The sequence below is a fragment of the Arthrobacter cavernae genome (assembly GCF_017368795.1).
In the GTDB taxonomy this organism is placed as follows: Bacteria; Actinomycetota; Actinomycetes; order Actinomycetales; family Micrococcaceae; genus Arthrobacter; species Arthrobacter cavernae.
Window position 1 is genome coordinate 42881 of record NZ_JAFNLL010000013.1, and the last position, 24542, is coordinate 67422.

At 65.0% G+C, this 24542-nt stretch carries 22 protein-coding genes; 10 read left to right on the top strand and 12 right to left on the bottom strand.

Annotated features, from left to right (window positions below):
* Positions 1–34: 34 nt before the first annotated feature.
* The 5 genes from J1902_RS07195 to J1902_RS07215 form a co-directional block, all read right to left on the bottom strand.
* Positions 35–811 (bottom strand): SDR family NAD(P)-dependent oxidoreductase, encoded by a 777-nt coding sequence (locus J1902_RS07195; RefSeq protein ID WP_242701726.1) that lies wholly within the window; start codon positions 809–811, stop codon positions 35–37.
* A complete protein-coding gene (locus J1902_RS07200) occupies positions 804–2678 on the bottom strand; it encodes a PEP-utilizing enzyme (protein ID WP_207615575.1) in 1875 nt (624 codons plus the stop codon). Before J1902_RS07200 ends, J1902_RS07195 begins: the two co-directional genes overlap by 8 nt.
* 66 nt (positions 2679–2744) lie before the next feature.
* Positions 2745–3860 (bottom strand): PEP/pyruvate-binding domain-containing protein, encoded by a 1116-nt coding sequence (locus tag J1902_RS07205; protein ID WP_207615576.1) that lies wholly within the window; start codon positions 3858–3860, stop codon positions 2745–2747.
* 5 nt (positions 3861–3865) lie between these two features.
* On the bottom strand, positions 3866–5143 hold the full coding sequence (locus tag J1902_RS07210; protein ID WP_207615577.1) for a cytochrome P450: 1278 nt from the start codon (positions 5141–5143) through the stop codon (positions 3866–3868).
* Between the two features lie 136 nt (positions 5144–5279).
* Positions 5280–6074, bottom strand: a complete 795-nt coding sequence (locus J1902_RS07215; RefSeq protein ID WP_207615578.1) for an IclR family transcriptional regulator — start codon at positions 6072–6074, stop codon at positions 5280–5282.
* Positions 6075–6497: 423 nt separating this feature from the next.
* Between J1902_RS07215 and J1902_RS07220 the strand changes: the two genes are divergently transcribed.
* A complete protein-coding gene (locus tag J1902_RS07220; RefSeq protein ID WP_207615579.1) occupies positions 6498–6770 on the top strand; it encodes an NAD(+)--rifampin ADP-ribosyltransferase in 273 nt (90 codons plus the stop codon).
* 105 nt (positions 6771–6875) lie between these two features.
* Here J1902_RS07220 and J1902_RS07225 read toward each other — a convergent pair whose 3' ends face one another.
* Positions 6876–7526, bottom strand: coding sequence for an alpha/beta hydrolase (locus J1902_RS07225; RefSeq protein WP_207615580.1), 651 nt, complete (start codon positions 7524–7526; stop codon positions 6876–6878).
* Positions 7527–7742: 216 nt separating this feature from the next.
* Between J1902_RS07225 and J1902_RS07230 the strand changes: the two genes are divergently transcribed.
* Complete coding sequence (locus tag J1902_RS07230) at positions 7743–8828, top strand: ATP-binding protein (protein WP_207615581.1); 1086 nt, start codon at positions 7743–7745, stop codon at positions 8826–8828.
* Positions 8829–8846: 18 nt separating this feature from the next.
* A complete protein-coding gene (locus J1902_RS19800; RefSeq protein WP_207615582.1) occupies positions 8847–8966 on the top strand; it encodes a helix-turn-helix domain-containing protein in 120 nt (39 codons plus the stop codon).
* A 172-nt stretch (positions 8967–9138) separates the two neighbouring features.
* Here the strand turns inward: J1902_RS19800 and J1902_RS07240 are convergent, their stop codons facing one another.
* From J1902_RS07240 to J1902_RS07265, 6 genes are all read right to left on the bottom strand, one after another.
* Positions 9139–10620: an aldehyde dehydrogenase family protein gene (locus J1902_RS07240; protein ID WP_207615583.1), complete on the bottom strand. Its 1482-nt coding sequence runs from the start codon at positions 10618–10620 to the stop codon at positions 9139–9141.
* 50 nt (positions 10621–10670) lie between these two features.
* Positions 10671–11771 carry an NAD(P)-dependent alcohol dehydrogenase gene (locus J1902_RS07245; RefSeq protein WP_207615584.1) on the bottom strand — a complete coding sequence of 367 codons (1101 nt, stop codon included), beginning with the start codon at positions 11769–11771 and terminating at the stop codon, positions 10671–10673.
* Positions 11761–12117 carry a muconolactone Delta-isomerase gene (gene catC / locus J1902_RS07250; protein WP_207615585.1) on the bottom strand — a complete coding sequence of 119 codons (357 nt, stop codon included), beginning with the start codon at positions 12115–12117 and terminating at the stop codon, positions 11761–11763. The genes J1902_RS07245 and catC overlap by 11 nt, the downstream gene beginning before the upstream one ends.
* Before the next feature lie 39 nt (positions 12118–12156).
* Positions 12157–13020 carry a catechol 1,2-dioxygenase gene (gene catA, locus J1902_RS07255; protein WP_207615586.1) on the bottom strand — a complete coding sequence of 288 codons (864 nt, stop codon included), beginning with the start codon at positions 13018–13020 and terminating at the stop codon, positions 12157–12159.
* 71 nt (positions 13021–13091) lie between these two features.
* Positions 13092–14201 (bottom strand): mandelate racemase/muconate lactonizing enzyme family protein, encoded by a 1110-nt coding sequence (locus tag J1902_RS07260; RefSeq protein ID WP_207615587.1) that lies wholly within the window; start codon positions 14199–14201, stop codon positions 13092–13094.
* Entirely contained in the window at positions 14198–15112 is a 915-nt protein-coding gene (locus J1902_RS07265) for a LysR substrate-binding domain-containing protein (protein ID WP_207615588.1), read from the bottom strand. The genes J1902_RS07260 and J1902_RS07265 overlap by 4 nt, the downstream gene beginning before the upstream one ends.
* A gap of 258 nt (positions 15113–15370) precedes the next feature.
* Here J1902_RS07265 and benA point away from each other — a divergent pair, with 258 nt between their 5' ends.
* The 7 genes from benA (at position 15371) to J1902_RS07300 (ending at position 24506) form a co-directional block, all read left to right on the top strand.
* Entirely contained in the window at positions 15371–16738 is a 1368-nt protein-coding gene (gene benA / locus J1902_RS07270; protein WP_207615589.1) for a benzoate 1,2-dioxygenase large subunit, read from the top strand.
* 26 nt (positions 16739–16764) lie between these two features.
* Positions 16765–17307, top strand: coding sequence for a benzoate 1,2-dioxygenase small subunit (benB, locus tag J1902_RS07275; protein ID WP_207615590.1), 543 nt, complete (start codon positions 16765–16767; stop codon positions 17305–17307).
* 28 nt (positions 17308–17335) lie between these two features.
* Positions 17336–18388, top strand: a complete 1053-nt coding sequence (benC, locus tag J1902_RS07280; protein WP_207615591.1) for a benzoate 1,2-dioxygenase electron transfer component BenC — start codon at positions 17336–17338, stop codon at positions 18386–18388.
* Positions 18385–19185 (top strand): 1,6-dihydroxycyclohexa-2,4-diene-1-carboxylate dehydrogenase, encoded by an 801-nt coding sequence (locus J1902_RS07285; RefSeq protein ID WP_207615592.1) that lies wholly within the window; start codon positions 18385–18387, stop codon positions 19183–19185. The genes benC and J1902_RS07285 overlap by 4 nt, the downstream gene beginning before the upstream one ends.
* Positions 19186–19268: 83 nt before the next feature.
* On the top strand, positions 19269–20675 hold the full coding sequence (locus J1902_RS07290; RefSeq protein WP_207615593.1) for an MFS transporter: 1407 nt from the start codon (positions 19269–19271) through the stop codon (positions 20673–20675).
* A gap of 17 nt (positions 20676–20692) precedes the next feature.
* Entirely contained in the window at positions 20693–23497 is a 2805-nt protein-coding gene (locus J1902_RS07295; protein ID WP_207615594.1) for a helix-turn-helix transcriptional regulator, read from the top strand.
* Positions 23498–23702: 205 nt separating this feature from the next.
* Positions 23703–24506: an alpha/beta fold hydrolase gene (locus tag J1902_RS07300; protein ID WP_207615595.1), complete on the top strand. Its 804-nt coding sequence runs from the start codon at positions 23703–23705 to the stop codon at positions 24504–24506.
* Positions 24507–24542 lie beyond the last annotated feature (36 nt).

Genomic DNA, 24542 nt, shown 5'->3' on the forward strand with positions numbered 1-24542 from the left:
TGAAGTTGCTTGTTTGGTGAAATGACGTGACTGGTCAGATGAACTGCCGGCCGCCGTCGACCACCATGGTCTGGCCGGTGTAGTACGAGCTGTCCGGTCCGGCGAGGAAGAGCGCGGCACCCACTATGTCCTCCGGCTGGCTGGCCCGCTTGATCGCGCCGCGGTCCACGCCGTAGTTCTCGGCGTTTTCCATCAGCCCGTAGCTGGCCTCGGTGAGGGTGAAGCCGGGGGCGATCGCGTTGACCGTGATCCCGCGCCGGCCCAGTTCCTTGGCCATGACCCGGGTCAGGGCCACCACGCCGCCCTTGGAGGCGACGTAGTGCAGCCACTGCTCCGAGCCGCTGAAGATGGTGGCGCTGGAGAGGTTGATGACGCGGCCGCCCTCGGGCAGGTACGGGCTCGCGGCGCGGGTGACCAGCCAGGGGCCTTTGAGGTTCACGTTCATCACCAGATCCCATTCGGCCGGGTCGATCTCCTCGAACGGGCTGCGGGTCACTCCCGCATACACCGCCGCGTTGTTAAGGACGACGTCGATGCTTCCGTTTCCGAAGTCCGCGCAGCTTTTCGCGAGGTCCTCCGTGGAGGCCACGCTGGTGACGTCCGCGGAGAACGCCGCCGCTTCGGCGCCGCTTTCGCGGACCAGGTTGGCGGTCTGCTCAGCACCTTCGAGGTTGATGTCGGCCACCGCCACGCGGTAGCCGCGACCGGCAAAGCCGAGTGCAAACGCCCGGCCCAGCCCGCCGGCGGCACCGGTGATGAGGACGGTCTTCCCTGCTTCTTGTCCCGCTGCAGGCATGGGCACGTCAGACATGGCTGTGGCTGTGGGCGCCCGGGCCGGTGACAAGCAGCTCTTCCAGGGATTCGGCGTCGAGGATCTGCACCGTGCCCTTGGTTCCGTCCACCCGCAGCAACTGGCCGGTCTTGATGGTGGTGGAGGCTGAGCCGGTTCCGGTCACGGCCGGAAGTCCGTATTCGCGGCACACGATTGCGGCGTGGCTCATCATGCCGCCGATGTCCGTGACAGTGGCCTTGATCTTGCCGAAGATCGGGCCCCAGGACGGTGCCGTGACGGTGGCCACCAGGATCTCGCCCTGCTGGACCTCGGAGAGCTGGTCTGCATCGGTCACCACGCGGGCCAGGCCTTCCACCACGCCCGGCGATGCGGCCATGCCGCGCAGTCCTCCGCCTTCCACCGTTTCGCCGGCGCCCAGCCACTGCTGGACCTGTTCGGTGGTGATGCCCCAGAGCATCCGGGTGAAGGGTTCGGTGATGGACTCCGGCGGGGTGTTCAGGGCCGGGGCGGGCCGGGCGGTCTTGAGCGCGTCCACGATGCCGCGGCGGCGCTCGATCTCCTCCGGCCAGAAGTCGGGGCCGATGGGCTTGGCGCCCACGCCCCAGCCGGTGACCAGGTCAAAGAGCGCGTCGCGGACCTCATTGCGGCCCAGGTAGAGCAGGTCGTCCGGTCCGGACCAGAAGCCCTCGGCAGCCATCATGCGGGACAGTTCGCGGATCTTGCGCCAGAAGACGCCCATGGTCCAGTGCTCGATGTAGAAGTTGTGGTTCTCCACGTACGGGTAGGCGGTGGCGGCCAGGCCGCGCTTGGCGTCGAAGACCGCCTGGTTTTCGCCTTCGAGCAGCTCTCGGTATTCCTCGATGATGCGGTCGCGTTCCACGATGAGGGCCTCGACGGGGCGCATGATTTCCTGGCCCTCGTCCACGCGGCGGATGTAGTCCGCGATGTAGCCCAGCGGGATTTCCTGGTGTTCGTTCCAGTATTTGTCGTGGCCGTAGAAGCCGTTGCCGACGGTGAAGTTGAACCACGGGTCCTTGGCGCCGTCGTACTGGGCGCTCCACCGGTCCCCGCCGGGAGCGGCGGCGATGGCACCCAGGGTGGCATCGACGTCGTCCGTGTTCCTGAAATGGGCCTGCAGCCCGAGCTCGACGGCCAGCTTGGCGAGCTGCTTGAGCTCATCGTCCGGGCGGAAGAGTTCCATGTCCACGCCCTGCACCATGGCGGCGATGGACTGGTCGGGAACGTTGGGGAAGACCTGCTTGCAGAAGTTGAAGAAGTCCAGGTAGGCGATGTAGCCCAGATTCAGGAATTCGAAGTGATACTGCCAGTTCTGGTAGGCCAGCTGGATGAGGCGGTCGTAGCTTTCCAGCAGCTTCTCGGAACCGTCCTTCCCCTTACCGGAGGTGATGTCCTCCATGGGGACGATGTCCGGCAGCTTGGGGAAGGAGATGCGCTCCATCTCGTCAATGGTTCCGCGGACCTTGACGTGCCAGTGCTTCAGCTTCTCTTCCCAATTCTGGAAGTAGTGGCCAATCCGTTGCTCGAAGAGGGGCACGCGGGCGGCGATCTGGTCCTCCGGCACGGGGATGGGAGACATGTAGAGGTAGCCCAGGTGGATGCGGAACTCGATGCCGTTGGCGTTGGGGATCATGAGGTGCCGGGCGTTGTACTGGCCCAGGCACTTGACCGCGAACTCGCCGCCGATGGTCTCAAAGGGCTTGAACACGGTGGGCCAGTGCTGGCTGTCGCAAAACCAGAACTTGGCGTCCTCCTGCTCCTTGAGTTTGTCCTGGAAGACCAGGTAGTAGGGATAGATCTTTTCCCAGCCTTCGGCGCCGGCGGGGACCGTGAGCTCGGAGGGTTTGGGGAAGGACTTCAGGGACATGGCGGTCCTTTCAATAGGGCTCGGCGGTGAGCCTTGGTGTGTGGAGCCTTGCTGGTGTTCGTGCGCTTAAGCGGAGGGTTTGAGGAGGGAGGCGGTGATGCTGCCGAGGCTGAAGCCGCCGGTAGCGGGAGCCGGGCTGGAGATCCCGCCGAAGTAGCCACCGGCGGTGGCCGTGGGCTGCGCTGCGGGTTTGGAGGAGTGGACGGTTTCCGGGCGGGACTGGAGAAGGAGGAGGTTTTCGCCGTTCGGCAGGTCCCAGTCCAGGGCCCATTCGATGTCCTGGGGGCACTTGTAGTGCTTCTCGGCCCACTTGGCCATCTGGGCGACGGCGGTGAGTTCCGCGTCGGTGAGGCTGCGGCGGCCGCGGCGTTCGGCGTCGACCTCGCGTTCCACCAGGCGCTTGGCGCCGGCGTCGGGGACCAGTTCGGCGTGCTTGTCGCCGAGGTGGTCGGCGACGACGGCGAGCGTGACCTTGTCCAGCACGATGTTGTCCGGGGTGACCTGGCCCGAAACCACCATCTCGCCCACACCATAGGAGGAGTCGATGGTGATCTTGGAGCGGTCCCCGTTGGTGGGGTCCATGGTGATGGCGACGCCGGAGACCCGGGAGTTGACCATCTTCTGCACGACGACGGCCATGGACAGGCCTTCGTTGGGGATGTTGTTCTTCAGTCGGTAGATGATTGCGCGGGAAGTGTACAGGGAGGCCCAGCACTGGCGGATGTGCTCGGTGACTGCCTTGACGCCGTCGAGCCAGAGATAGGTGTCCTGCTGGCCGGCGAACGAGGCGTCCGGGAGGTCTTCGGCCGTGGCGCTGGAGCGGACCGCCACCGGCACCGGGGCGTCGAAGCGGGACATCAGGGACTCGTAGGCCCTGGTGGTCTGATCGCGCAAGGCCTGGGGCACCGGCCGGGAGCAGATGTCTTCGCGGATGGCGGCGGAGACCCTGTCCACCTGGGCGGTGTCCTCCGGGTCCAGGTCAGCGAGCAACTGGTTGATCTTTGCGGTGATGCCGGCCTCGTCCATAAAGGCGTCGAACTCTGCTGTGGTGACCACAAAGCCGGGCGGGACGGGCATGCCCGCGGAGGTCATGGTGACCAAGGACGAGCCCTTGCCACCAAGGTTTTCAAGCGTCGGCTCAATGCCGCCGTCGAAAAACTGGATGTAATCGTTGCTTTGCATGGTGGTTAGGCCTTCCAACTGACAGGAACGGTCTCGGGGACACGGAAGGAGAGGTTTTCACGGAAGGCGATGCCCTCCGGGTCCTCGAGTTGCAGCTCCGGGGCGAGCCGGGCCACTTCCTCGAGTGCGATTTTTGCCTGGAGCTTTGCGAGCATGTTGCCCAGGCAGTAATGGATTCCAAACCCGAAGCTGAGGTGCTCGCGGGCGTTGGGGCGCGTGATATCGAAGTCCTCGCCGGCTTCGAACTTACTTTCGTCGCGGTTGGCGGAGCCCATCAGGAGCAGCAGCTGCGAACCTTCCTCGATGGCCACGCCACCCACTTCGGTGTCCTTCAGGGCTTTGCGGCGCCAGCCGACAATGGAGCCGGCGTAGCGGAGGACCTCGTCGATGGCGGCGGGGATCTTCTTGGGATCCTCCACCAGCTGCTGCCACTGCTCGGGGCGGGCCAGAAGCTCGCGCAGGGCGTTGGAGATCAGGGTGGTGGTGGTCTCGTGGCCTGCGAAGAGCAGGCTGTAGAGCACGGAGGCGATCTCGTGGTCCGAGATTTCGGCGCCTTCCTGCTGTGCTTTGACGAGGTCCCCGGTGAGGTTGTCGCCGCCCTGTTCGTGGGCCACCCTGACCAGGCGCAGGCATTCCTGCCAGTACTCCACCAGGTTGTGGGCGTGGGGGACCTGATCCTCATCGCTCAGGTCGCCCCAGGTCATGGCGGCGCGGGAGTCGCTCCAGCGCTTGAAGGTGTCCACCTGGGAGACGTCCGCGCCGATCAGGGTCAGGATGGTGATGGTGGGGACGTCGTAGGCGAGGTCTTTCACAAGATCACCGCGGCGCTCGGGGCGGGCCAGCATCTTTTCGATGAGGGCAACCACGTTCTGCCGGATGAAGGGCTCCAGCGCCTTGTAGCGGCGGGGAGTGAACGCCTTCTGCACCACGGCGCGGATCCGGGTGTGCTCCGGCGGGCGGCGAGCGGACAGCCCTGAGTAGGCGGTGAAGCCGCCCTCTTCCATGATCTTCTTCGCCGCGGGGCCACGTTCGCGGACCGGGGCCTGGGCGTTTTCGCTGGAGAAGGTTTCCCAGTCCTCGAACACCGCCTTGATGTCGTCATAGCGGGAGACAACGTACAGGCCCACGCGCTCATCGAACATCACGGGCTGTTCGGTCCGGAGTTCGGCGTAGGCGGTGAAAGGATCCTTCATCTGGAAGGGCTCGTAGCCGTGATGCCCGGCGGGGGCTTCGGCGCCGTACCCGAAGGGACAGCGGCCGGCCGTTTCTGTCGACGATGACATCTGGACTCCTGGTGTCTTGGTTCCGCCCGGCACCGTGAGGGTGCCCGGGATTCCTAGTCATCAGTGTGGTCCACATCACCGGTCGGTGAACAGCCTTAACTTCCACTGGGTGGAAGGCAATGTCGCGACGGGCCGGTTAGTCCTTGGCCCCGCGGTGCACGCCGATCAGCGTCTCCAGCGGGATCCGTGCCGTGGCCCGCTCAATCTGGGCCGATATTCCCTTGAGGACAGGAAGGTGCCGGGTCATTGTGGACGCGTGCGAGGAGGGCAGCACCAGGCCAATGGCAGCGCCGATCCTGCCGGTGTGGAACACCGGGACGGCGATGGAGCACGAGCCCAGCCGCACCTCCTCCATGGTGGTGGCGTAACCCTGCTCCCTGATCTGGCCCAGCTCTTCGGCGAACCGCCGCGGGTCAATGTGGGTGTGGGCGGTGGGCCGTTCCAGGTCCCGGTTCAGGTAGGCATCCCGGACCCAGTCCTCCTCGAAGGCGAGGATGACCTTCCCGACGGCGGTGGCGTGCATCGGGAGGCGGCCTCCCACCCGGGAGGCCCGGGGAACGCGCTTGGAACCGTAGACCCGGTCGATGTAGAGGACCTCGTGCCCTGCCCGGATGGCCAGGTGCGCGGTCTCACCGGTCAGGGAGAACAGGTCCTGGACGAACGGACGGGCAGCATCGCGGAGCTGGCGTCCGGTGTTCTGGGCGAGTTCCCACAGCCGGATGCCCAGCTGGTAGCGGCCGTTGGGTTCCCGTGAGAGGAGGCCCCAGTCAGTCAGCTCATTGACCAACCGGTGCGTCGTGCTGAGCGGCAGCCCGGATTTGTCGGCGATGTCGGTCAGGCTCAAGGCACTGCGGGACGTCTCAAAGGCCTCCAGGATGGCCAGCACCTTCGAGGTCACGGTGCGTCCGGGTTCGCGGCTGCCGCCGGCCATGATGACCTCCTTGTTCCAGTTCCGCCTGACGGCGTCCGGATTCGAGTCTAGACGGCAGGCGGGTCCCCGCCTCAGCTCCCGGCAAGAAGGCGCTGGCGCTGCGGCCACAGGCGACCGATCGCGGGAAGCACGACGGCGGCATCCCCTTCCGGCCGCGAGTTCGGAATCCAAGGCAATCACGCCGTCGGATCCGCTTCAATGCCGGCCGAATCATCCCGCCCGCAGTAGTTCGCTGCCGCCTGCAACTTCGTCATGCCGCAACCTTGCTCCGTCAACCACAGCCTGGCAGCGGCAGACTCCTGCTAGTGGAAACCTTGTGAAGCCGCCCACGCCGGCAGGCCCAGCGTTGCCCCTGGTTCTGGGGAATCAAAAGACCGAGACGGGCGGAACCTGAATCCCTCAGTTCATATCTCTAATGGACCGATGTCGTCCGGGGCCAAGGATCCCGGGCCTTTCTACCACGGCACGAAGGCTGACTCGGAGCCTGGAGAGCTGCTGAAACCCGGCCACAGCTCAAATTACGGGGAGCGAACGAGGGCGAACTACGTCTACCTCACCGCAAACCCGGATGCTGCCATCCTGGGAGCGGAACTTGGGCTGGGCGAGGGACCAGGACGAATCTACCGCGTGGAACCCACTGGCATGCGGAGCCACCTGGAAGAACTCAAGCGGCAGGGCATCGAGGCAATCAACTGAACTACTGCGCGGCAGTTCAGTCCATGCGTGAGCCGGAGAACAACCGCGCAGTCGACCGTGGCGGAGGTATGCAGCCGGCGACCTGACGTGCGTCTCGGGTGGTGCTCAGGCGCGGGCAACCGCGTGGGCGCCGAGCTCTGCGGCGAGGAAGTCGCGTACGTCGTCCAGCTCGTCCGCATTGATTCCATGTGCCAGCCCCGGATACACCCGCTCAATCAGCGAGGTGTGCTGCGGAAGGTACTCGCTGCTGCGGGTAATGGCCACGGGCGCGATGACCCTGTCTTCGGAGCCTCGGCCCCAGAAGAGGGGCGGGCGACTGCTGCGCAGCGTCTCGTCGCCCGGCTGCGGGGCGCCCAGCACGAATCCGCCCAGCACCACGGGGGCCAGCACCCGTTCGGGCCGCGCGCGGAGCAACTGGCTGGCCATGAGCCCTCCCTGCGAGAACCCGATGGGCACGATGCGGATGTCGGGGTCCACGTTTGCCTCGACCCAGGCCCAAATCGCGTCGCTTGCCGCCTCCACCGGCGCGGCCTCGGGATTTCCTGGCGTGGTGATGGAGAACCATGCCGCTCCTCCGTTGCCGAGCTCAATCGGTGCCCGCAGGGATGCCCAGGGCAGGTTCAACCCCAGCGCCTGCGCCAACGAACCCAAGTCGTGCTCGTTGGATCCGAAGCCATGCAGGAAAAGTGCGACCGCATCGGAAGCGGCATTGGTGGCCCAGTCTTGCGAGCGCACGTCGCGCAGTGTGGTGTTCATTCGAAGGCCAGCTCCTTGGCTTGGTGGAATCCGGGAGCCGGAGTGCAGCCCCAATTACTTGCATCTTCAACTATATAGCCTTCACGCCGCACACGGAGGGCCGAGCCTCCACGGACTGACACTCAATGACGTCCAATTCCTGGCAGACGCGACTGGTACACTTGCGGAAGTTTCACCACTTTCACCAGTTTCACTTACTTTCACCCCGGAGGTCCCGTGCAGAATCCTTTCAAGCCGACCGCCGGAGCCACCCCGCCGGATTTGATCGGGCGGGCCGGGCTCCTGGATGAATTCGAATACGGCCTGCACCAGGGATCGGGCGCCCCGGGGCTGCTGGCCATCATTACCGGCTCCAGGGGCATCGGCAAGACGGTCATGCTCAACGCTGCGGAAGCGACCGCCAAGGAGCACGGCTGGGCCGTGATCTCCCGGACAGCAACCCCAGGATTCCTGGCGAAGATCGGCGACGACATGCTCCGCCTCACCGACGAACTCGGCGATGGCCCGCCCACACGGAAAATCACCGCCTTCTCCGCAGCCGGGTTCGGACTGACCACCCAACTCCCTGCGGAACGGGTTCCGGACTGGCGCCGCACCGGAGAGGAGCTCCTGCGGCTGCTGGACGCACAAGGCACCGGCCTGGTCATCACCATTGACGAAATCCACGCCGTCGACAGGACCGAAATCTCCCAACTGGCCGCCGACGTACAACACTTCATCCGCGACGGGCTGCCCATCGGCCTGGTCTTCGCCGGCCTCCCCTCAGCCGTCTCCGACCTGCTCAACGAAGGCGTAGCCACCTTCCTGCGGCGGGCCGACAGGATCAACCTCCACGAAGCCGCCATCGCCGAAGTCACCGCCTCCTACCGGGAGCTATTCAGAGACGGCGGCATCGACGTCGCCCCGGAGCTGCTCGACGAGGCGGCAGAAGCCACCGAAGGCTACCCATTCCTCATTCAACTCGTTGGCTACTACCTCTGGATGGAGGCCGGCAAGGCCAGCTGGACCCTGGACCAGAACAGCGTCCACAAAGCCACCGCGGCCGCACAGCGACGGAACACCCTGGTCGTCGTCGAGTCAGCCCTCTCAGACATCTCCGACAAGGACCGCGAGTTCCTTCACGCCATGGCCGAACAAGACGGCCCATCAGCAGCAGCCCAGATCGGACACATCATCACGTCCAAACCCAACGTCGTCTCCAAATACCGCAACAGGCTCATCGCAGCCGGCCTGATCGAACCAGCCGGCTACGGCAAGGTCGACTTCGCCATCCCCGGCCTCCGCCAATACCTTCGAGGATAGCCAGCACAGGAGGACGCCGTGACATCTGGAACCAGGATCCACACGCCCGCGGCAGTCGATGCAATCGTCCGTGCCCGGCGCCAGGACCGCGGACTGTCGCAGGAGTCCCTCGCCGAGGCCACCGGCGTCTCACGGTAATTCCTCATGGATTTCGAAGCCGGACACGAACGCGCCGAGCTCGGCAAAACCCTTGCCGTCCTCGAACGCAGCCTGGCAAGACCGCAGGTTATGACTGATGGGCGGGCAAAGGTCCTGCCCGCCCATCCGTGGTCGGCGATTGCCCGCGTGAGCGCAGGCCCGGCGCCTAAGTTCAGTTGTTGAGCCGCTTGATGCCGATGCTGTGGTCCGTGGTGAATTCCGCGATGGCCCAGTCGCCGTTGAAGCGGCCCAACCCTGAGTTGCGCTCCCCGCCGAAGGGAACATGGGGCTCATCGTGGACCGGCATTTCGTTGACGTGGGTCATGCCGGCCTTGATGCCCAGGGCAAACCGCGCCCCGCGATCGAGGTCCTGCGTGAACACCGAGCTGCTGAGCCCGAAGACGCCATCGTTGGCAAGCTCCAGGGCGTGGGCCTCGTCGTCAGCCTTCAGGATTCCCACCAGCGGGCCGAAGATTTCCTCCCGGGCGATCTCCATATCGGCTGTCACGTCAGCGAAGATGTGCGGAGGAACGATGCGCCCCTGGATCTCCCCTTCCAGGACGGTCCGGGCGCCCTCACTGCGGGCCGTGCCGATCTTGGTGCGCAGGCTCTGGAGCTGGCTGTCATTGATCACGGGCCCGACGAGCGTAGTTTCCAGGGAGGGATCGCCGGCGGGGACGGTAGCGGCAGCAGCCGCAAAGCGTCGGACAAATTCCTCGTAGAGCGGGGCCTCGACGATGATCCGGTTGATGGACATGCAGATTTGGCCCTGGTGCAGGAACTTGCCCAGCACCGCTGCCTCGACGGCGGCGTCCAGGTCGGCGTCGGCCAGGACGACGAAGGGGCTGTTGCCTCCCAGCTCAAGTGCAACGTGTTTGAGGTGCTTTCCACCGGCGGCCAGTTGCCCAACGTTCTGTCCAATGGGGGTGGAACCGGTGAAGGAGATGAGGCCGGGGACCGCGTGCGTCACAAAGTCGTCACCGATTTCGGATCCGGACCCGACGACGACGTTGAGGACTCCCGCCGGCAGGCCGGCCTCCTCGAAGATCCTGGCCAGAATCAGTCCCCCGGTCACGGGCGTGTCGCTGGCGGGTTTGATGACGACGGCGTTGCCCAGGGCCAGTGCCGGGGCGACCGAGCGCTGGGAAAGGTGGAGGGGGAAGTTCCACGGGCTGATGACGCCCACGACGCCCAGTGGGCGCCGGTAGATCCGGACTTCCTTGCCGGGAATGTTGGATTCCACAATGCGTCCATGTACACGGGTGGGAAAGGTCGATGCCTCCAGCGTGATGCCGGCGGCAAGGGAAACTTCCGCATTGGCCTTGATGACCGTGGATCCGGACTCCCGGACGAGCCACGCCACGATCTCCTTGCGGCGCTCCTCCAGCAGTTCGGCAGCGCGCATGATGACCTGCCGGCGGACGGACGGCGGCTGAGCGGCCCACGCGCGCTGGGCCACCTCGGCAGCGCGGTAGGCCTCATCGAGATCTTCAGTGGACGCTTGCCGGATGGTCGTCAGGACGGTGTCGTCGTAGGGGTTAGTGACGGCGATGGTCTTGGCTGAGCGGCCCTCCCGCCATTGGCCCCCGATGTACTGCAGGGTCACCGGCTCCCCGGCGAAGGTGGACAACGATTCAAGAATGGTGGTGGTCATGCTGTGCTCCTGTGTCTCATGTGTTGGTGGACAACGGCTTGGAATACGGATCAGAAGAGGATGACGGGCTTGATGGTTTCGCCGCTGGCCGAGGCCGCGAAGGCGTCGTTAATGTCACTGAAGGCGAAGGTCTTGGTGAGCTTCTCGATCGGAAACTTCCCCTGTTGCCAGAGACGGATCAGCTGCGGGATGAACACCTGGGGCACTGAGTCGCCTTCGACAATGGTGCGGAAGTGCCAGCCCTTGATCAGGGAAGCCCCCACTTCGAAGGAAACCTCGGTTCCCGGGGCGGGCGCCCCGATCAAGGCCACGGTCCCGCCAATGCCCAGAATGTCAGCAGCCTGCCTCAGCACGGCAGGAATACCCGTCGTGTCCAGGGCATAGTCCACGCCCCGGTCCTGGCTGATGCGTGCGATCTCGGCACCCACATCCGTGGTGCGGCTATTGATGACGTGCGTGGCACCAAGTTCCATGGCTGTCGCAAGGCGGGAATCGACAATATCGACCGCGATGATGGTGGTTGCGCCCACGGCAGCGGCTGCCATCAGTGCGGCGCATCCCACCGCTCCCGTGCCGAAGACTGCAAGGCTGGATCCCGGGCGCACGTCCAAGGAGTTGATGACGGCACCAGCACCGGTCTGCAGTCCGCAGCCCAACGGGCCAAGCAGTTCCAGCGGAAGGTCCCTATCGACTTTGACCACCGTACGCTGCGCGGCGTTGACGTGGGTGGCGAAGGACGACTGGCCAAAGAAGTGCGAGGAAACGGGGGTGCCAGCGTCAGAAAAGGCGCTGGATCCGTCGGGCCGGGTGCCTCCGAAATTGCGCCCGAAGAAATCGGTGCAGTAGGGCGGACGGCCCTTCAGGCACTGCTCGCACACCCCGCAGCTGTTGGCGGAGAGGACAACTGCGTCCCCGGGCTCCACCGCGGTGACTTCCGAGCCGACCGCTTCAACAATGCCGGCTCCTTCATGGCCCAGCACTGCCGGCAGCGGCGTGGGGTAGACCTGGTCCCGTACGATGGCATCGGTGTGGCAAACGCCGGTCGCCACGAGCCTGACCCGGACTTCATCCGGGCGCAAAGCGTCGAGTTGAAGGCTGCCGAGTTCGAAGGGCTGTCCCTGGCCGCGCACAATAGCTGCCTTAATGTCCATTACCAATTCCTTTCAGTTCATCCACGGATTGGGGCGAGATCACCCGGTCAGCCAGCGGACCCGAGCCGAGCGCAATGTCCGAGGGGTGGGCTGCCAGGGGCGTGATGTCCATCTTCATGTAAGGGAAGAGCGGCAGCCCCCAGAGGATTTCGTGCAGGCGTTCATTACCTGCAACGTCGAAAATGCTGATGTTCGCGTATTCGCCCACGCAGCGCCAGATACTCTGCCACTCCCCCGTACGCTGCAGTTCCTGCGAATAGGCTTTCTCCTTGGCGAGCAGCTCTGTTTTGGCCTGTTCGTCCATTGCCTGGGGGATGGTGACGTCCATGCGGACTGCAAATAACACGGTCTGCTCCTATGTTCGGGCCGGGGCGCGGTTTCGTGCTTAGCCGCGTTCGGCGTCGAGCACGAAGTCGTAGGTCACTTCGTTGCCGGTGCCGTCGACGCTCGGGGCGGGGCTCAGGACGAGTTCCGGCTTGACGGCCGAGGCGATGTCGTCGGACAGGTGCTGGTCGCCTTCAAAGTACAGCTGCGCAGTCAGCAGCTGGTACCCCGGAGCTGACACCTTCAGGTGGAGGTGGGCCGGGCGCCACGCGTGCCAGCCGGCCGCGGCGATCAGCTTGCCGCAGGCGCCGTCAGTGGGAATCTGGTAGGGCGCCGGCTGCACCGTGTTCAGGGCAAAGTTGCCCTCGGCGTCCGCCACGACGGTGCCGCGCAGGTTCCACTCGGGAAGGCCGGGGGCGAACTGGGAGTAGAAGCCGTTGTCGTCCGCATGCCAGATTTCCACATGGGCGCCGGAAAGTGCGGTGCCGTCCACGGCCCGCACCTGGCCCTGGAACAGCAGCGGAGTGCCGCCTTCGCCGTCACGCATGGGCAGCGTCGCAGGGGATTCGAACTTCGGGGAGCCTGGAACATAGTACGGGCCCTCGATGGTGCCTTTGTTGCCCTCGCGGTCCTCCGTGGAGACTTCCTCAACAACATGCTCAACCCAGACATCCAGGAACAGCGGCCATTCGCCGTCCTCGCCCACGCTGATCAGCCACGACTTGAGGGCGTTGAATTCGTCATACGTCACCTTGTGCTTGCGAATGGTTTCGTAGACCGCGCCAAGGACTTCGTTGGCCAGCAGCGAGACCCGCTCTTTCGGAACAGCCAGGGACGCCGTCTTGCCGCTTTCACGGAAGCGTTCAGTGGCAGCGTTGCCGGACTCTGCGGCCTTTGCCTCAAACTCTGTTTGCTGGGTTGTCATCGTTGATTCACTTTCTAGAGGGCGCCGCCTCGGTGCCGGCGCCGTGGTGTTGGGTTGGTGTTTCAGGTAGCTCAGTTGTTGACGTCAAGCCGGTACTTGGCCAGCTTTTCGGGATCAATGTCGATTCCGATTCCTGGGACCTGCCGTGCCGCAAGCCTGCCGTCCACGATTTCCAGCGGGTCGGCCAGGAGGTCATCGCTCATGTCCAGGAAATTGGACAGCTCGCCCGCCCGCCGGGTGGTGGACTGGAAGGCGGCGCCGAAGGTGACCGTGCACAAGGTGCCGAGCTGGCCATCGATCTGGTTGCCCATCACCACCTCGGCGCCCAGTCCGTCGCACTGGAACAGCACGCGCTGGGAGTGCGAGAATCCCGTGCGGGCCGTCTTGATGCTGACGGCGTTGGCCGCGCCGCTGAGCAGTTCCCGCGTTACTTCCCCCGGATTCGTGGCACTTTCGTCGGCCACGAACGGGATGGGGCAACGCTCCACGAGCCACTTCCGGCCGAGGACGTTGTCGGCAGGGCATAGCTCTTCGGCAAGGGTCAGGTCAAGGTCCGCCATGGCGTTGAGGGCGCGCAGGGATTCCGACGGCGTCCAGCCGCGGTTTCCGTCAACGTACAGTTCGGTGTCTGGCCCGAGGTCTTCGCGCAGGGCGCGGCAGACAGCGACATCCAGGCCAAACGGCCGGCGGCCCACTTTCACCTTGAACGTGGTAATCCCGTAGCTGTCGCGCATGCGTTCAGCTTCGGCCACCATTTTGGCGGGTTCGGCGAAGCCGAGCATGTGGCTGACGCGCATGCCGTCCGAGAAGCCGCCCAACAGCGCCGTCACCGGCTGCCCAAGTGTCTTGCCGATGACGTCCCAGATGGCCATGTCCACCGCAGACTTGGCGGTGGGGTTGCCAATGGTTCTGTCCATGACGGCATGCACGGACTCACGGTCCAGAACGGACATTCCCGTGATCTGAGGTGCAAACAGGGTCTCGATGGCGGCCACGATGGATTCCTGGGTTTCGCCGTAGGTAAAGGGCCTGGCCGGTGCTTCGGCGAACCCGACAATGCCGTCGTCAGTCCGCACACTGACCAGGACGTGCGAGGCAGTATGCACCTCTCCGCTGGCGAACCGGAGGGGCTTGACGTAGGGAATGGCGAAGGGAATCGCCTCAATGGAAATGATCTTCACGGAAATCCTCCGGAGTAGCTTGAATCCAGGAAGACACGATTGTCTTCAAGGCTGGCCAAAAAGGCATCGACCAGCGGTGATTCGCTGGTTCGGCGCCATGCGACAGCGAGCTCGACCTCTTCCGCGCCGGACACCGTCCGGTACTGCACGCCGGTCAGGGCTATTCCACGGACCGATTCCGGGAGGACGGCGATGCCGAGTCCTGCCGCCACCAGGGAAAGCTGCGTCGAGGTCTTGGCAGATTCATGTGCGACGCGGGGGTGGTAGTCCGCCGCACGGCATGCCCGCATCACCGCGTCGTTGACAACTGACCGGGAGCCGGCCGGGTACATGATGAAGTCCTCGGCACGCAGTTCCCCGACGGTCACGGTGTCAGACGCAGTGAGACGGTGACCCGCAGGAAGGGCCACGACGAAGTTCTCCCGCGCTATGGCCCGCACGGTCAGTGACGGTTCGCTGGCGGGCGGGCGCAGCACACCCACGTCCAGTTCGCCTGCGGCGAGCGCCAGTTCGATGGCAGGAGTCAGCATCTCCGTGTGGATGTCCAGCACAACATCCGGCAGATGCTCCTTCACCATTCTGGCCAGGGCCGGCAGCTGGGTGTAGGAGGCTGTGCCGGTCAGCCCGATGCGCAGAGTGCCCGCCCTTCCTTCTGCAAACTGCCGCGCCCGCCGGGCGGCCTCATCGACACTGCGCAGGATGCGCTGCGCATCCTCGAGAAACGCCTCCCCCGCCGGGGTCAGCTTCACGCTTCGGGTGGTCCGGGTCAGCAGCTCCGCTCCGAGTTCAGCTTCCAGCTGCCGAATCTGTTGGGACAGTGGCGGCTGCGCCATCTGCAGACGCTCGGCGGCCTGCCCGAAGTGGCAGGTTTCGGCGACCACCACGAAGTAGCGCAAATGCCGGAGCTCCATGGCGCACCGCCTTCCTGTGTCCTGTCTCACGTCTATGGGTTGTTGGTTCAACAGCGTAGGCCGGAATTTGGTATTCCACAAAGACCTAAATAGTCGCTATTCAAACTTGCTGAGTCTGAATAGCCACCTAGGCAGCACTAGGCAAAGCCCTAGTGTGACGGGCGCCACGGGCTGGCAGGGTGGATTGCATTCATTGACCAGCCGAACCACCGGCAGGTCCGCACGGGCAACGCCGCCCGGCCATTGATAGGAGCCAACATGACAGAGACGCTGGCGGGCATCCGAGCCCACCTCGACCAGGCCCTGATCGAGGATCACGAGAACGGCGTATATCGCGCCAAGCGGAGCATCTTCACTGATGAAGATCTGTTCGAGCTGGAAATGAAGCACATTTTCGAAGGCAACTGGGTGTACCTGGCGCATGACAGCCAGATCCCCAACGTGGGCGACTACTTCACCACGTACATCGGCCGCCAGCCGATCATCATCTCCCGCGACAAGCAGGGCGGCCTGAACGCCCTGATCAACGCCTGCAGCCACCGTGGAGCCATGCTCTGCCGGCGCAAGACGGACAACCGCACCACCTTCACCTGCCCGTTCCATGGCTGGACCTTCAACAACACCGGCAAGCTGCTCAAGGTCAAGGATCCCCGCGATGCCGGCTACCCGGAACAGTTCAACAAGGAGGGGTCCCACGACCTCACAAAAGTTGCCCGTTTCGAGAGCTACCGGGGCTTCCTGTTCGGCAGCATCAACCCGGACGTCAAGCCGCTGGAGGAGCACCTGGGTGAGTCCACCAAGATCATCGACATGATCGTGGACCAGTCCCCCGATGGCCTGGAGGTACTGCGCGGCGCGTCCAGCTACACCTATGACGGCAACTGGAAACTCCAGGCCGAAAACGGCGCCGACGGCTACCACGTGTCCGCCACGCACTGGAACTACGCTGCCACCACCGCCCGCCGCACCACGGGCGAGTCAGCCAACGAGACCAAGGCTATGGACGCCGGCGGCTGGGCCAAACAGAAGGGCGGCTACTACTCCTTCGACCACGGCCACCTGTTGCTCTGGACCGAATGGTTGGACCCGTCCAACCGCCCCCTGTACGACCGCCGCGACGAGCTGGTCGAAAAGTACGGCGAGGCCAAGGCGGACTGGATGATCAATATCTCCCGCAACCTCTGCCTCTACCCCAATGTCTACCTCATGGACCAGTTCGGCTCCCAGATCCGCCATTTCCGCCCCATCTCGGTGGACAAGACTGAGGTCACCATCTACTGCATCGCGCCCAAGGGTGAAAGCGACGCTAACCGCGCCAACCGCATCCGCCAGTACGAGGACTTCTTCAACGCCTCCGGCATGGCCACTCCGGACGACCTCGAGGAGTTCCGCTCCTGCCAGAAAACATATCTGGCAGGGGCAGCACCGTGGAACGACCTCAGCCGCGGTGTGACACACCAGATCACGGGCCCGGACGCCAATGCGGACAAGGTCGGACTCAAGCCGATTTCCAGTGGCGCCCGGACAGAAGACGAAGGCCTGTACCCCATCCAGCACGGCTACTGGGTGGAGGCGATGCGCAAGGCGGCAGCCGCCGAAGAAGCCGCACTCGCCGCCCAGAGCTAGGCCCTACCGGACTCCAGGAGAACCCCATGACACAGACCACCGACGTTGCAACGCCGGACGTTTACACCGCGACCACCGGCCCCGCCACGCTGGAAGAAATCCGCTCGTTCCTTTACCGCGAAGCGCGGTTCCTGGACGACCGTGAGTTTGACCGCTGGCTGGACTGCTACCACCCCGAAGCCGAATTCTGGATGCCCGCCTGGGCGGACGATGACCAGCTCACCAGCGATCCCCAACGGGAAATTTCGCTCATCTACTACTCCAACCGTGGCGGACTCGAGGACCGCGTCTTCCGTATCAAGACGGACCGCTCCAGCGCCACCAGCCTCCCCGAACCGCGGACCGGCCACAACATCACCAACGTTGAGGTCATCGGCTGGCACGGAGAGAGCGTGGATATCCGCTTCAACTGGCACACCTTCTACTACCGCTACCAGACCATCGATCCGTATTTCGGAACCTCGTTCTACACGATCGACTACTCCGGCACGCAGCCCGTGATCACGAAAAAGAAGGTCGTCCTGAAGAACGACTACATCCACCACATCGTGGACATCTACCACATCTGATTTTTCGAACGATTCGAATCGAGTTCCCATGAGTTACCAGATTGCCCTCAGCTTCGAAGACGGGGTCACCCGTTTTGTCACCGCCAACGCTAACGAAACGGTGGCCGACGCAGCCTACAAGTCACGCATCAACATCCCTTTCGACTGCCGCGACGGCGCATGCGGCACCTGCAAGGCCTTCTGCGAATCAGGCAAGTACGACGGCGGCGACTACATCGATGAGGCCCTCACCGAGGACGAAGCAGAGAAGGGCTTTTGCCTCCCCTGCCAGATGGTCCCGGAGACCGACCTCGTGCTGCAGATCGCCGGCACGTCCGAGATGGCCAAGGTGGGCGCAACCACCTCCGAGGCCACCGTCAAGGAGCTGAGCTGGTTCGCCGACAACACCGCGGCCCTCACCCTGACAGTGGAGAACCGCGGCGACCTTAAGTTCCTGCCCGGGCAGTACATGAACTTCGCGGTCCCCGGCACCGAAGCGGTGAGGTCCTACTCGTTCAGCAGCGGCCCCTCAGCTGACGAGCTGAGGTTCCTCATCCGGACGGCACCGGACGGCGCCATGACCACCTACCTCAAGGAACGCGCCGCCGTCGGCGATGTGCTCCCCCTGACCGGTCCCATGGGCAGCTTCTTCCTCCGCGACATCAAACGGCCTGCCCTGATGCTGGCCGGCGGCACCGGCATCGCGCCGCTGCTGTCCATGCTGGACAAGATCGCCAACGACCTGGAGGAAGCTCCGGCGTACCCTGTGCACCTCGTCTACGGCGTCACCTTCGACAAGGACCTCGTGGAGCTGGACAAGCTGCAGCAGTACGCCGAGGCCATCGAAAGCTTCACCTTCGACTATTGCGTCACGGATCCGGAAAGCTCAGCCCCGAACAAGGGGTACGTGACCCAATACATCGCCGCCGGTCAACTGAACGACGGCGATGTGGACGTTTACCTTTGCGGCCCGCCTGCCATGGTGGACGCCGTCCGCAAGTACTGGGACGCGCAGGGGATCACTCCCGCCAACTTCTACTACGAGCGGTTCGCGGTCGGCAGCACGGCGGCAGCGCCCGTCCTCGCCGGGGCCCCCGCTTGAGCCAGGTCAGCCCGGGACGCTTTGCGGGGAAGGTCGTTGTGGTGACCGGAGCCGCGCAGGGAATCGGCCGGGCCGTCGCAGCACGCGTTGCCGCCGAGGGAGCCCATACCGTCCTGGTGGACCGTGCTGAACTGATCCACGACGTAGCCGCGGCTCTCGCCGGCACAAGCGCAGACGGTGCCACCGCCGTCGGGGTTACCGCGGACCTGGAAAACTACGAAGGTGCCGGCGGCGCCATCGAGGAAGCCCTCGGGCTCCGCGGCCGCATCGACGTCCTGATCAACAACGTGGGAGGCACCATCTGGGCCAAACCGTTCGAGCACTACGCACCGGACGAGATCACCAAGGAAATACAGCGGTCCCTCTTCCCCACCCTCTGGACCTGCCGTGCCGTCCTTCCGCACATGATCGGGCAGCAGTCCGGCGTCATCGTCAACGTCGCCTCCGTCGCCACGCGCGGCGTCAACCGCGTCCCGTACGCGGCTGCCAAGGGTGGGGTCAAAGCCATCACCGCGGCGCTGGCCCTCGAGGCTGCCCCGCACGGCATCCGCGTGGTCGCCACCGCCCCCGGCGGCACCGAAGCACCACCACGAAAAGTGGCACGCGGCCCCCAGCCGGAAGGAGACAGAGAGAAGGCCTGGTACCAGCAGATCGTGGACCAGACCATCGAATCGTCCCTCATGAAACGCTACGGAACCCTGGACGAGCAGGCCGGACCCATCGCGTTCCTGGCCTCCGATGAAGCCTCGTACATCACCGGCAGCGTGCTCGCCGTGGCCGGCGGTGACCTCGGCTAAGGCGGTATCCCGAGCCACACCGCAAGCAACCACCCGCAGTACCCACCAGCCGCAATGACGCGGCCCAGGCAATGGAGCCCTCCATGAACGCACTGCCCTCATCAACCAAGGCCCCATCAACTGATGCGGCCCGCACCAAGACAGTCCGCTGGGTGATGGCCATCGCTGCCGCAGCCCTGCTCTTTGACGGCTACGACCTGGTTGTCTATGGAACCGTCGTCTCGACCCTGCTGCGCGACCCCAGCCAGCTCGGTTCTTTGGATGCTGCCCAGGCTGGGGCCCTGGGCAGCTACGCGCTCATGGGCGTCATGGTGGGCGCGCTTGCCGCCGGCGCCGTGGGTGACTTCCTGGGCCGGCGGAAACTCATGCTCATCAACATCGTCTGGTTCTCCGTCGGCATGGCATTCACGGCCATGGCCACCGCCGTCCCGGTGTTCGGCCTGTTCCGGTTCCTCACCGGGGTCGGCGTGGGAGCGCTCGTCGCCACGGCCGGCGCCGTCGTGGCAGAGTTCGCCCCGGCCGGCAAACGAAACTTCTACAACGCGATCGTCTACTCGGGAGTGCCCGCGGGAGGGCTGCTCGCTTCCCTGCTGGCTATCGTGCTGAACGGCATCACCGACTGGCGTGGCCTGTTCATGATCGGCGCGCTGCCTCTCGTCATCCTGTTTCCCCTGGCACTCCTGAAGCTGCCCGAGTCACCCCGCTGGTTGCTGGCCCGGGGCCGCACGGAACAAGCGCTCAGCCTCTCGGCCAAGACCGGCATCCCGCTCCAGGACGGAACCTTCTACGCCGGCCCGGCCTCGGGACGGTCCCGGTTCTCCGTGCAGCCGCCCGCTGCCGTGCGCAAGGACGGACGCCCCCTCACCGGCTTCGCGGCCCTTGCCTCCGGGAACTACCGCACGCCCACCATCCTCCTTGGATGCATGAGCTTCTGCGGCCTGCTCCTGACGTATGGCCTGAACACCTGGCTACCGGAAATCATGGGACAGCATGGCTACGGTAAGACCTACTCCCTGAGCTTCCTGCTGGCCCTGAACGCCGGAGCCGTGATCGGCGGACTCCTGGCATCGCGGTCCGCGGACCGGTTTGGCCCCAAAGCCATCGTGTCCACCACGTTCGTCATCGCCGCCGCGTCCTTGGTACTGCTTACGCTGGGCTTCCCCCTGCCTGTGTTGCTCATCGCTGTGGCCTTTGCTGGCGTGGGCAGTCTCGGCACGCAGGTCCTTGTCTATGGCTTCGTGTCCAACTACTACCCCACTCCATCCCGCACAGCCGGCGTCGCTTGGTGTGCAGGCTTTGGCCGACTGGGCGGAATCGGGGGCCCCTTGGTGGGTGGCTTCCTGATCAGCTCTCAACTGCCGAGCAACGCGGCGTTCTTCGTTTTCGCCGGCGTGGCCCTTGCCGGAGGGCTTGTCACCCTGTTCGTCCGCCGGCATGAGCCGGCCAGCGAAAACCTTCAGCACGCCGATCAGGTCCGGCTTCCTGCGTAGTCATAGACTTGGAAACGATGCCCGACCATGACCCTGACCTCTTCGCCGGACGCACCGCGGAGATCCAGCACCTGCAGGAACTGCTCCAGTCTGTCCGCTCCGGAGCCCCCGGAGTGGCCGTCATCCGCGGCGACCAAGGTTTGGGCAAGACCTCCCTGGTGGAACACGTCCTCCGCCTGGATGCGATCACAGGAAACCCGTCAACCGTCCTCCGGGCGGCGGGAGCTGTCTGGGAGCGCGACAGTGACTTCGGGGTCATTCGGCAGCTGCTCCTCTCGCCTCGACTCCATCCGCGTCGACACGATGCTGCGCCACTCAAACCCGCGGCCCCGCGGCTGCCCAGCGAGTACGGAGATGTTCTTCTTTCGGAAGTTTCCCGACTCGCCGGCGAGACTGATCACGCGCTGGTTCTCTGGATCGACGATATCCAGTGGGCAGACCGCCCATCGCTGCAGGCCCTGTTACATGTCCTGCGGCGGGTGCAGCCCATGGCCTTGTTGGCCATCCTGTCGACCGACCTGACGCTGAGCGAACTGGATGATGCGGCCGCCGGACTTCTGAGCTTTCCCTCGGTTCAAACCATCAGGCTGGCTCCCCTGACTCCCGGTGATGTCCAGCTCATTGCCAGGCAGATTCACGGCAGCGGCGGATCCGAAATTTCCCTGCCGGCCGCCAGGATCCTGGTCGAATACACCGGCGGCCGCCCGGGGCTGGTCCGGCCCCTCCTGGAACAGTTCCATCCCTCCGTCTGGTCAACCGGACAGAAAATCTTGCCGGTGCCCGCGGAGCTGGCGGCGTCTGTCAGCATGAAGCTGGCCGGACTGCCGCCGGCCGCCCTCCGGCTTGCCGAGGCGGCGGCCGTGCTGGGCGTCCGCTCCCCGCTTGCCCAGGCAGCTGATCTGGCGGGTCTTTCAGATGTCCTGGCTGCCGTCGACGCGGTTCAGGCAGCGGATCTGCTGACGATTTCCACCGACGCAGCCGAGACGATGCTCCAGTTCCCGCTGCCCGTGGTGCGGGCTGCGGCCTATCAGAGCCTGGCGGCCGGCCGCAGAATTGCGCTGCATTCCTCAGCCGCCAAGCTGACTGCTTTAGACCACGTGCAGCTCAGGCACCGGGCAGCTGCAGCCCTGTTGCCTGACGCTTCCTTGGCGAGGGAACTGGAGGCTGCTGCTACCTCTTTCGCAGCAACGGGCGCCTGGGGGTCCGCCGCCGAAGCCTACTCCCAAGCTTCCCGGCTCAATCCGGCGCGGGAGGAACAGCAGTCACTTCTCGTCAGGGCCGTGGACGCCATGGTGGGCGCCGGACAGCTGCCACGAGCTTCCGCAGCACTGGAAGGCATCGCACCGGGTCCCAAGGGCGATGCGGTCCGCGCGTATCTTGCGATTCTCTTTGGCCGTCCTGCGGAGGCCGATGCGTTGCTCGAAAAAGCCTGGAAATCCGTGGACCCCGCCACAGATCCCGGGACTGCGGCTCAAATATGCCAGCGTCAGGTGCTTCACTCCCTGGCCCGGTTTGATGGCCGGGAACTGGTGACTTGGGCCGTCCGGGCCAGAAGCACCGCGCCGGCAAACAGCCCGGCGGCGATCGAGGCCCGCGCCATCGAAGGACTCGGACTCGGGGCCATGGGCCGGTTCAGCGAAGCGGAAGAGAGCTACCGCGTCGTCGAGCGGCTGACCGAGAACAGCGCGCAGCAACAGCGGATCAACATGGGCAAGGGCTGGCTGCACCTTGCCATGGACCGGCCTGAAGAAGCCCGCAGCGAGCTCGCCAGCGCTGTGCCGACAGAATTCCGCGGCGGCTCCTACCGGATTTCCCTGTGGGCACAAGGCTGGCTGGCCAGGACTGATCTTGCCCTGGGTGCCTGGGACAGCGCGCTGCGAACCGTAGAGAAAGCCGTGGCCGTTCAGGAAGAGTCCGGCATTGAGCTCCTACGGCCGCTGCTGCACTGGAGCGGCGCACAGATCCATGCCCTCCGCGGAAACTGGGACTCGGCCGCCCATCACTTGGAGCGGGCCGCCGTCGCGAGCGACGGCTACCCGATAATGCTGCTGCCTTACAGCATTGCCCTGGCACAGGTGGCCGAGGCCAAGGCCGATTACGACGGCGTGATCAGGGCGTTGCTGCCTGTGGTCCGGATGCGGCGCAGCAGCGGAATCGATGAACCGGGCTTCTGGCCGTGGCAGGACCACTACGCCAATGCCTTGGTCATGGTGGGACGGGTGGAGGAAGCCGGACAGTTCCTTCGCCCCCTTGAGCTTCTCGCGGAGAAGCGTCAACACAGGTCAACGCAGGCACGGCTGGCCTACGTTCGCGGCAGGATCTACGCCGCCGCCGGAGACCTCGATGCTGCACGCCTCAGCTTCCATGACGGCCTGGCAAAAATTGAAACGCTGCCGATGCCCTACGCGCGGGCCCGGATCCTGTTCGCCTACGGCCAGTCCTTCCGTCGCGCCGGAAAGCGACGGGAGGCGGCCGATGTGCTGATCCAAGCGCGCGAACTCTTTTCCGTGCTCGGTGCCGTGGCCTATGCGGACCGCTGTTCCCGCGAACTGCGCGCCAGCGGGGTCAGCACGGAAGAACACTGGAGAGAAGGCACGCCAGCCCTGACAGCCGCCGGCTCACCAAATCTGCTCGACGAGCTGACCGATCAGGAAAGAGCCGTGGCCAGGCTGGTCGCTTCGGGCCTCAGCAACAAGGCCGCCGCAGGTGAACTGTACGTTTCCGTCAAGACCGTGCAATACCATCTGACCCGTATCTACAGAAAGCTCCGCATCAGCTCGCGTTCCGAGCTGGCGGCCCTGTATCTCGAAGCACGTTCCTGAATCGCGCCGGGCACGATTTGTTCGCAATAAGAACTTGTGCGCTAAGAGCGAACACATGCGCTAATCTGAATCGAGCGTCCGATCGGCGGCGCCCCTGGCGTCCTGGCCAGGATGCGCTGGATCCTGCCAGCTACCTCGGGCGACGTCGAATTTTCGCCGCCTTCCCGGACTTCACCGGAATAACGCCAAACGAAGGAGGCCCCACGTGGCCAAGCCAACCATCAAGGCCGTGCTGCTGTCCCCACAGCGTGAACCGGGGGTCAAGCCGCTCCTGGTGGTCGGCCCCTCCCTGGGCACCTCCACCGTGCTGTGGACGGAGGCCGCTGCCCTGCTGGGTGATGAGTACGATGTCATCGGCTGGGACCTGCCCGGCCACGGCATCTCGCCGGCCGCCACGGAAGGGTTCAGCGTCGCGGAGCTGGCCGACGCCGTCGTCGAGCTTGTCGATTCCGTCAGCCCCGGCGCGGCCTTCCACTACGCGGGCGTTTCGCTGGGCGGGGCCACCGGCCTGCAGCTCGGCATCAAACACGGGGACCGGCTGCGCAGCCTGTCCGTGCAGTGCAGCGGCGCCAAGCTCGGCACCCCTGAGGGCTGGCTTGAGCGCGCCGAAACCGTCCGTGCCCAGGGCACGCCCGTGATGATCCAGGGCTCCGCGCAGCGCTGGTTCGCCCCCGGCTTCATGGACCGCCGACCGGAAACCAGCAGCCGGCTCCTGCATTCGCTGCGCGACGCCGAGCGCTTCAGCTACGCCTTCTGCTGCGAGGCCCTCGCGGCGTTCGATGTCCGCGGTCAGCTTGGCGGCATCACCGTCCCCACGCAGGCGCTGGCCGGCGTCGAGGACACTGTCGCCCCGCCGTCGTTCGCTGAGGAAGTGGCGGAAGGCATCAACGCCGGCGGCGGCAGCGCCGTGGCCGTGGCGCTCGACGGCGTCGCCCACCTGGCGCCCGCGGAGGCGCCGGCCGCTGTGGCCGGGCTGATGCGCACTTTCATGAAGGAGAACGGACGATGACTGCCTCGGGGCTGAACCGGATCGCAACGTCCACGG

Bases quoted from the DNA above. Each gene is read 5' to 3' on its own strand.
- J1902_RS07220 (WP_207615579.1), top strand. From the start codon at position 6,498: ATGTCGTCCGGGGCCAAGGATCCCGGGCCTTTCTACCACGGCACGAAG.
- J1902_RS07290 (WP_207615593.1), top strand. From the start codon at position 19,269: ATGAACGCACTGCCCTCATCAACCAAGGCCCCATCAACTGATGCGGCC.
- J1902_RS07245 (WP_207615584.1), bottom strand. From the start codon at position 11,771: ATGGACATTAAGGCAGCTATTGTGCGCGGCCAGGGACAGCCCTTCGAA.
- J1902_RS07225 (WP_207615580.1), bottom strand. From the start codon at position 7,526: ATGAACACCACACTGCGCGACGTGCGCTCGCAAGACTGGGCCACCAAT.
- J1902_RS07215 (WP_207615578.1), bottom strand. From the start codon at position 6,074: ATGGCCGGCGGCAGCCGCGAACCCGGACGCACCGTGACCTCGAAGGTG.
- J1902_RS07200 (WP_207615575.1), bottom strand. From the start codon at position 2,678: ATGTCCCTGAAGTCCTTCCCCAAACCCTCCGAGCTCACGGTCCCCGCC.
- benC (WP_207615591.1), top strand. From the start codon at position 17,336: ATGAGTTACCAGATTGCCCTCAGCTTCGAAGACGGGGTCACCCGTTTT.
- J1902_RS07265 (WP_207615588.1), bottom strand. From the start codon at position 15,112: ATGGAGCTCCGGCATTTGCGCTACTTCGTGGTGGTCGCCGAAACCTGC.
- catA (WP_207615586.1), bottom strand. From the start codon at position 13,020: ATGACAACCCAGCAAACAGAGTTTGAGGCAAAGGCCGCAGAGTCCGGC.
- J1902_RS07240 (WP_207615583.1), bottom strand. From the start codon at position 10,620: ATGACCACCACCATTCTTGAATCGTTGTCCACCTTCGCCGGGGAGCCG.
- benB (WP_207615590.1), top strand. From the start codon at position 16,765: ATGACACAGACCACCGACGTTGCAACGCCGGACGTTTACACCGCGACC.
- J1902_RS07205 (WP_207615576.1), bottom strand. From the start codon at position 3,860: ATGCAAAGCAACGATTACATCCAGTTTTTCGACGGCGGCATTGAGCCG.
- J1902_RS07195 (WP_242701726.1), bottom strand. From the start codon at position 811: ATGTCTGACGTGCCCATGCCTGCAGCGGGACAAGAAGCAGGGAAGACC.
- J1902_RS07210 (WP_207615577.1), bottom strand. From the start codon at position 5,143: ATGTCATCGTCGACAGAAACGGCCGGCCGCTGTCCCTTCGGGTACGGC.
- benA (WP_207615589.1), top strand. From the start codon at position 15,371: ATGACAGAGACGCTGGCGGGCATCCGAGCCCACCTCGACCAGGCCCTG.
- J1902_RS07295 (WP_207615594.1), top strand. From the start codon at position 20,693: ATGCCCGACCATGACCCTGACCTCTTCGCCGGACGCACCGCGGAGATC.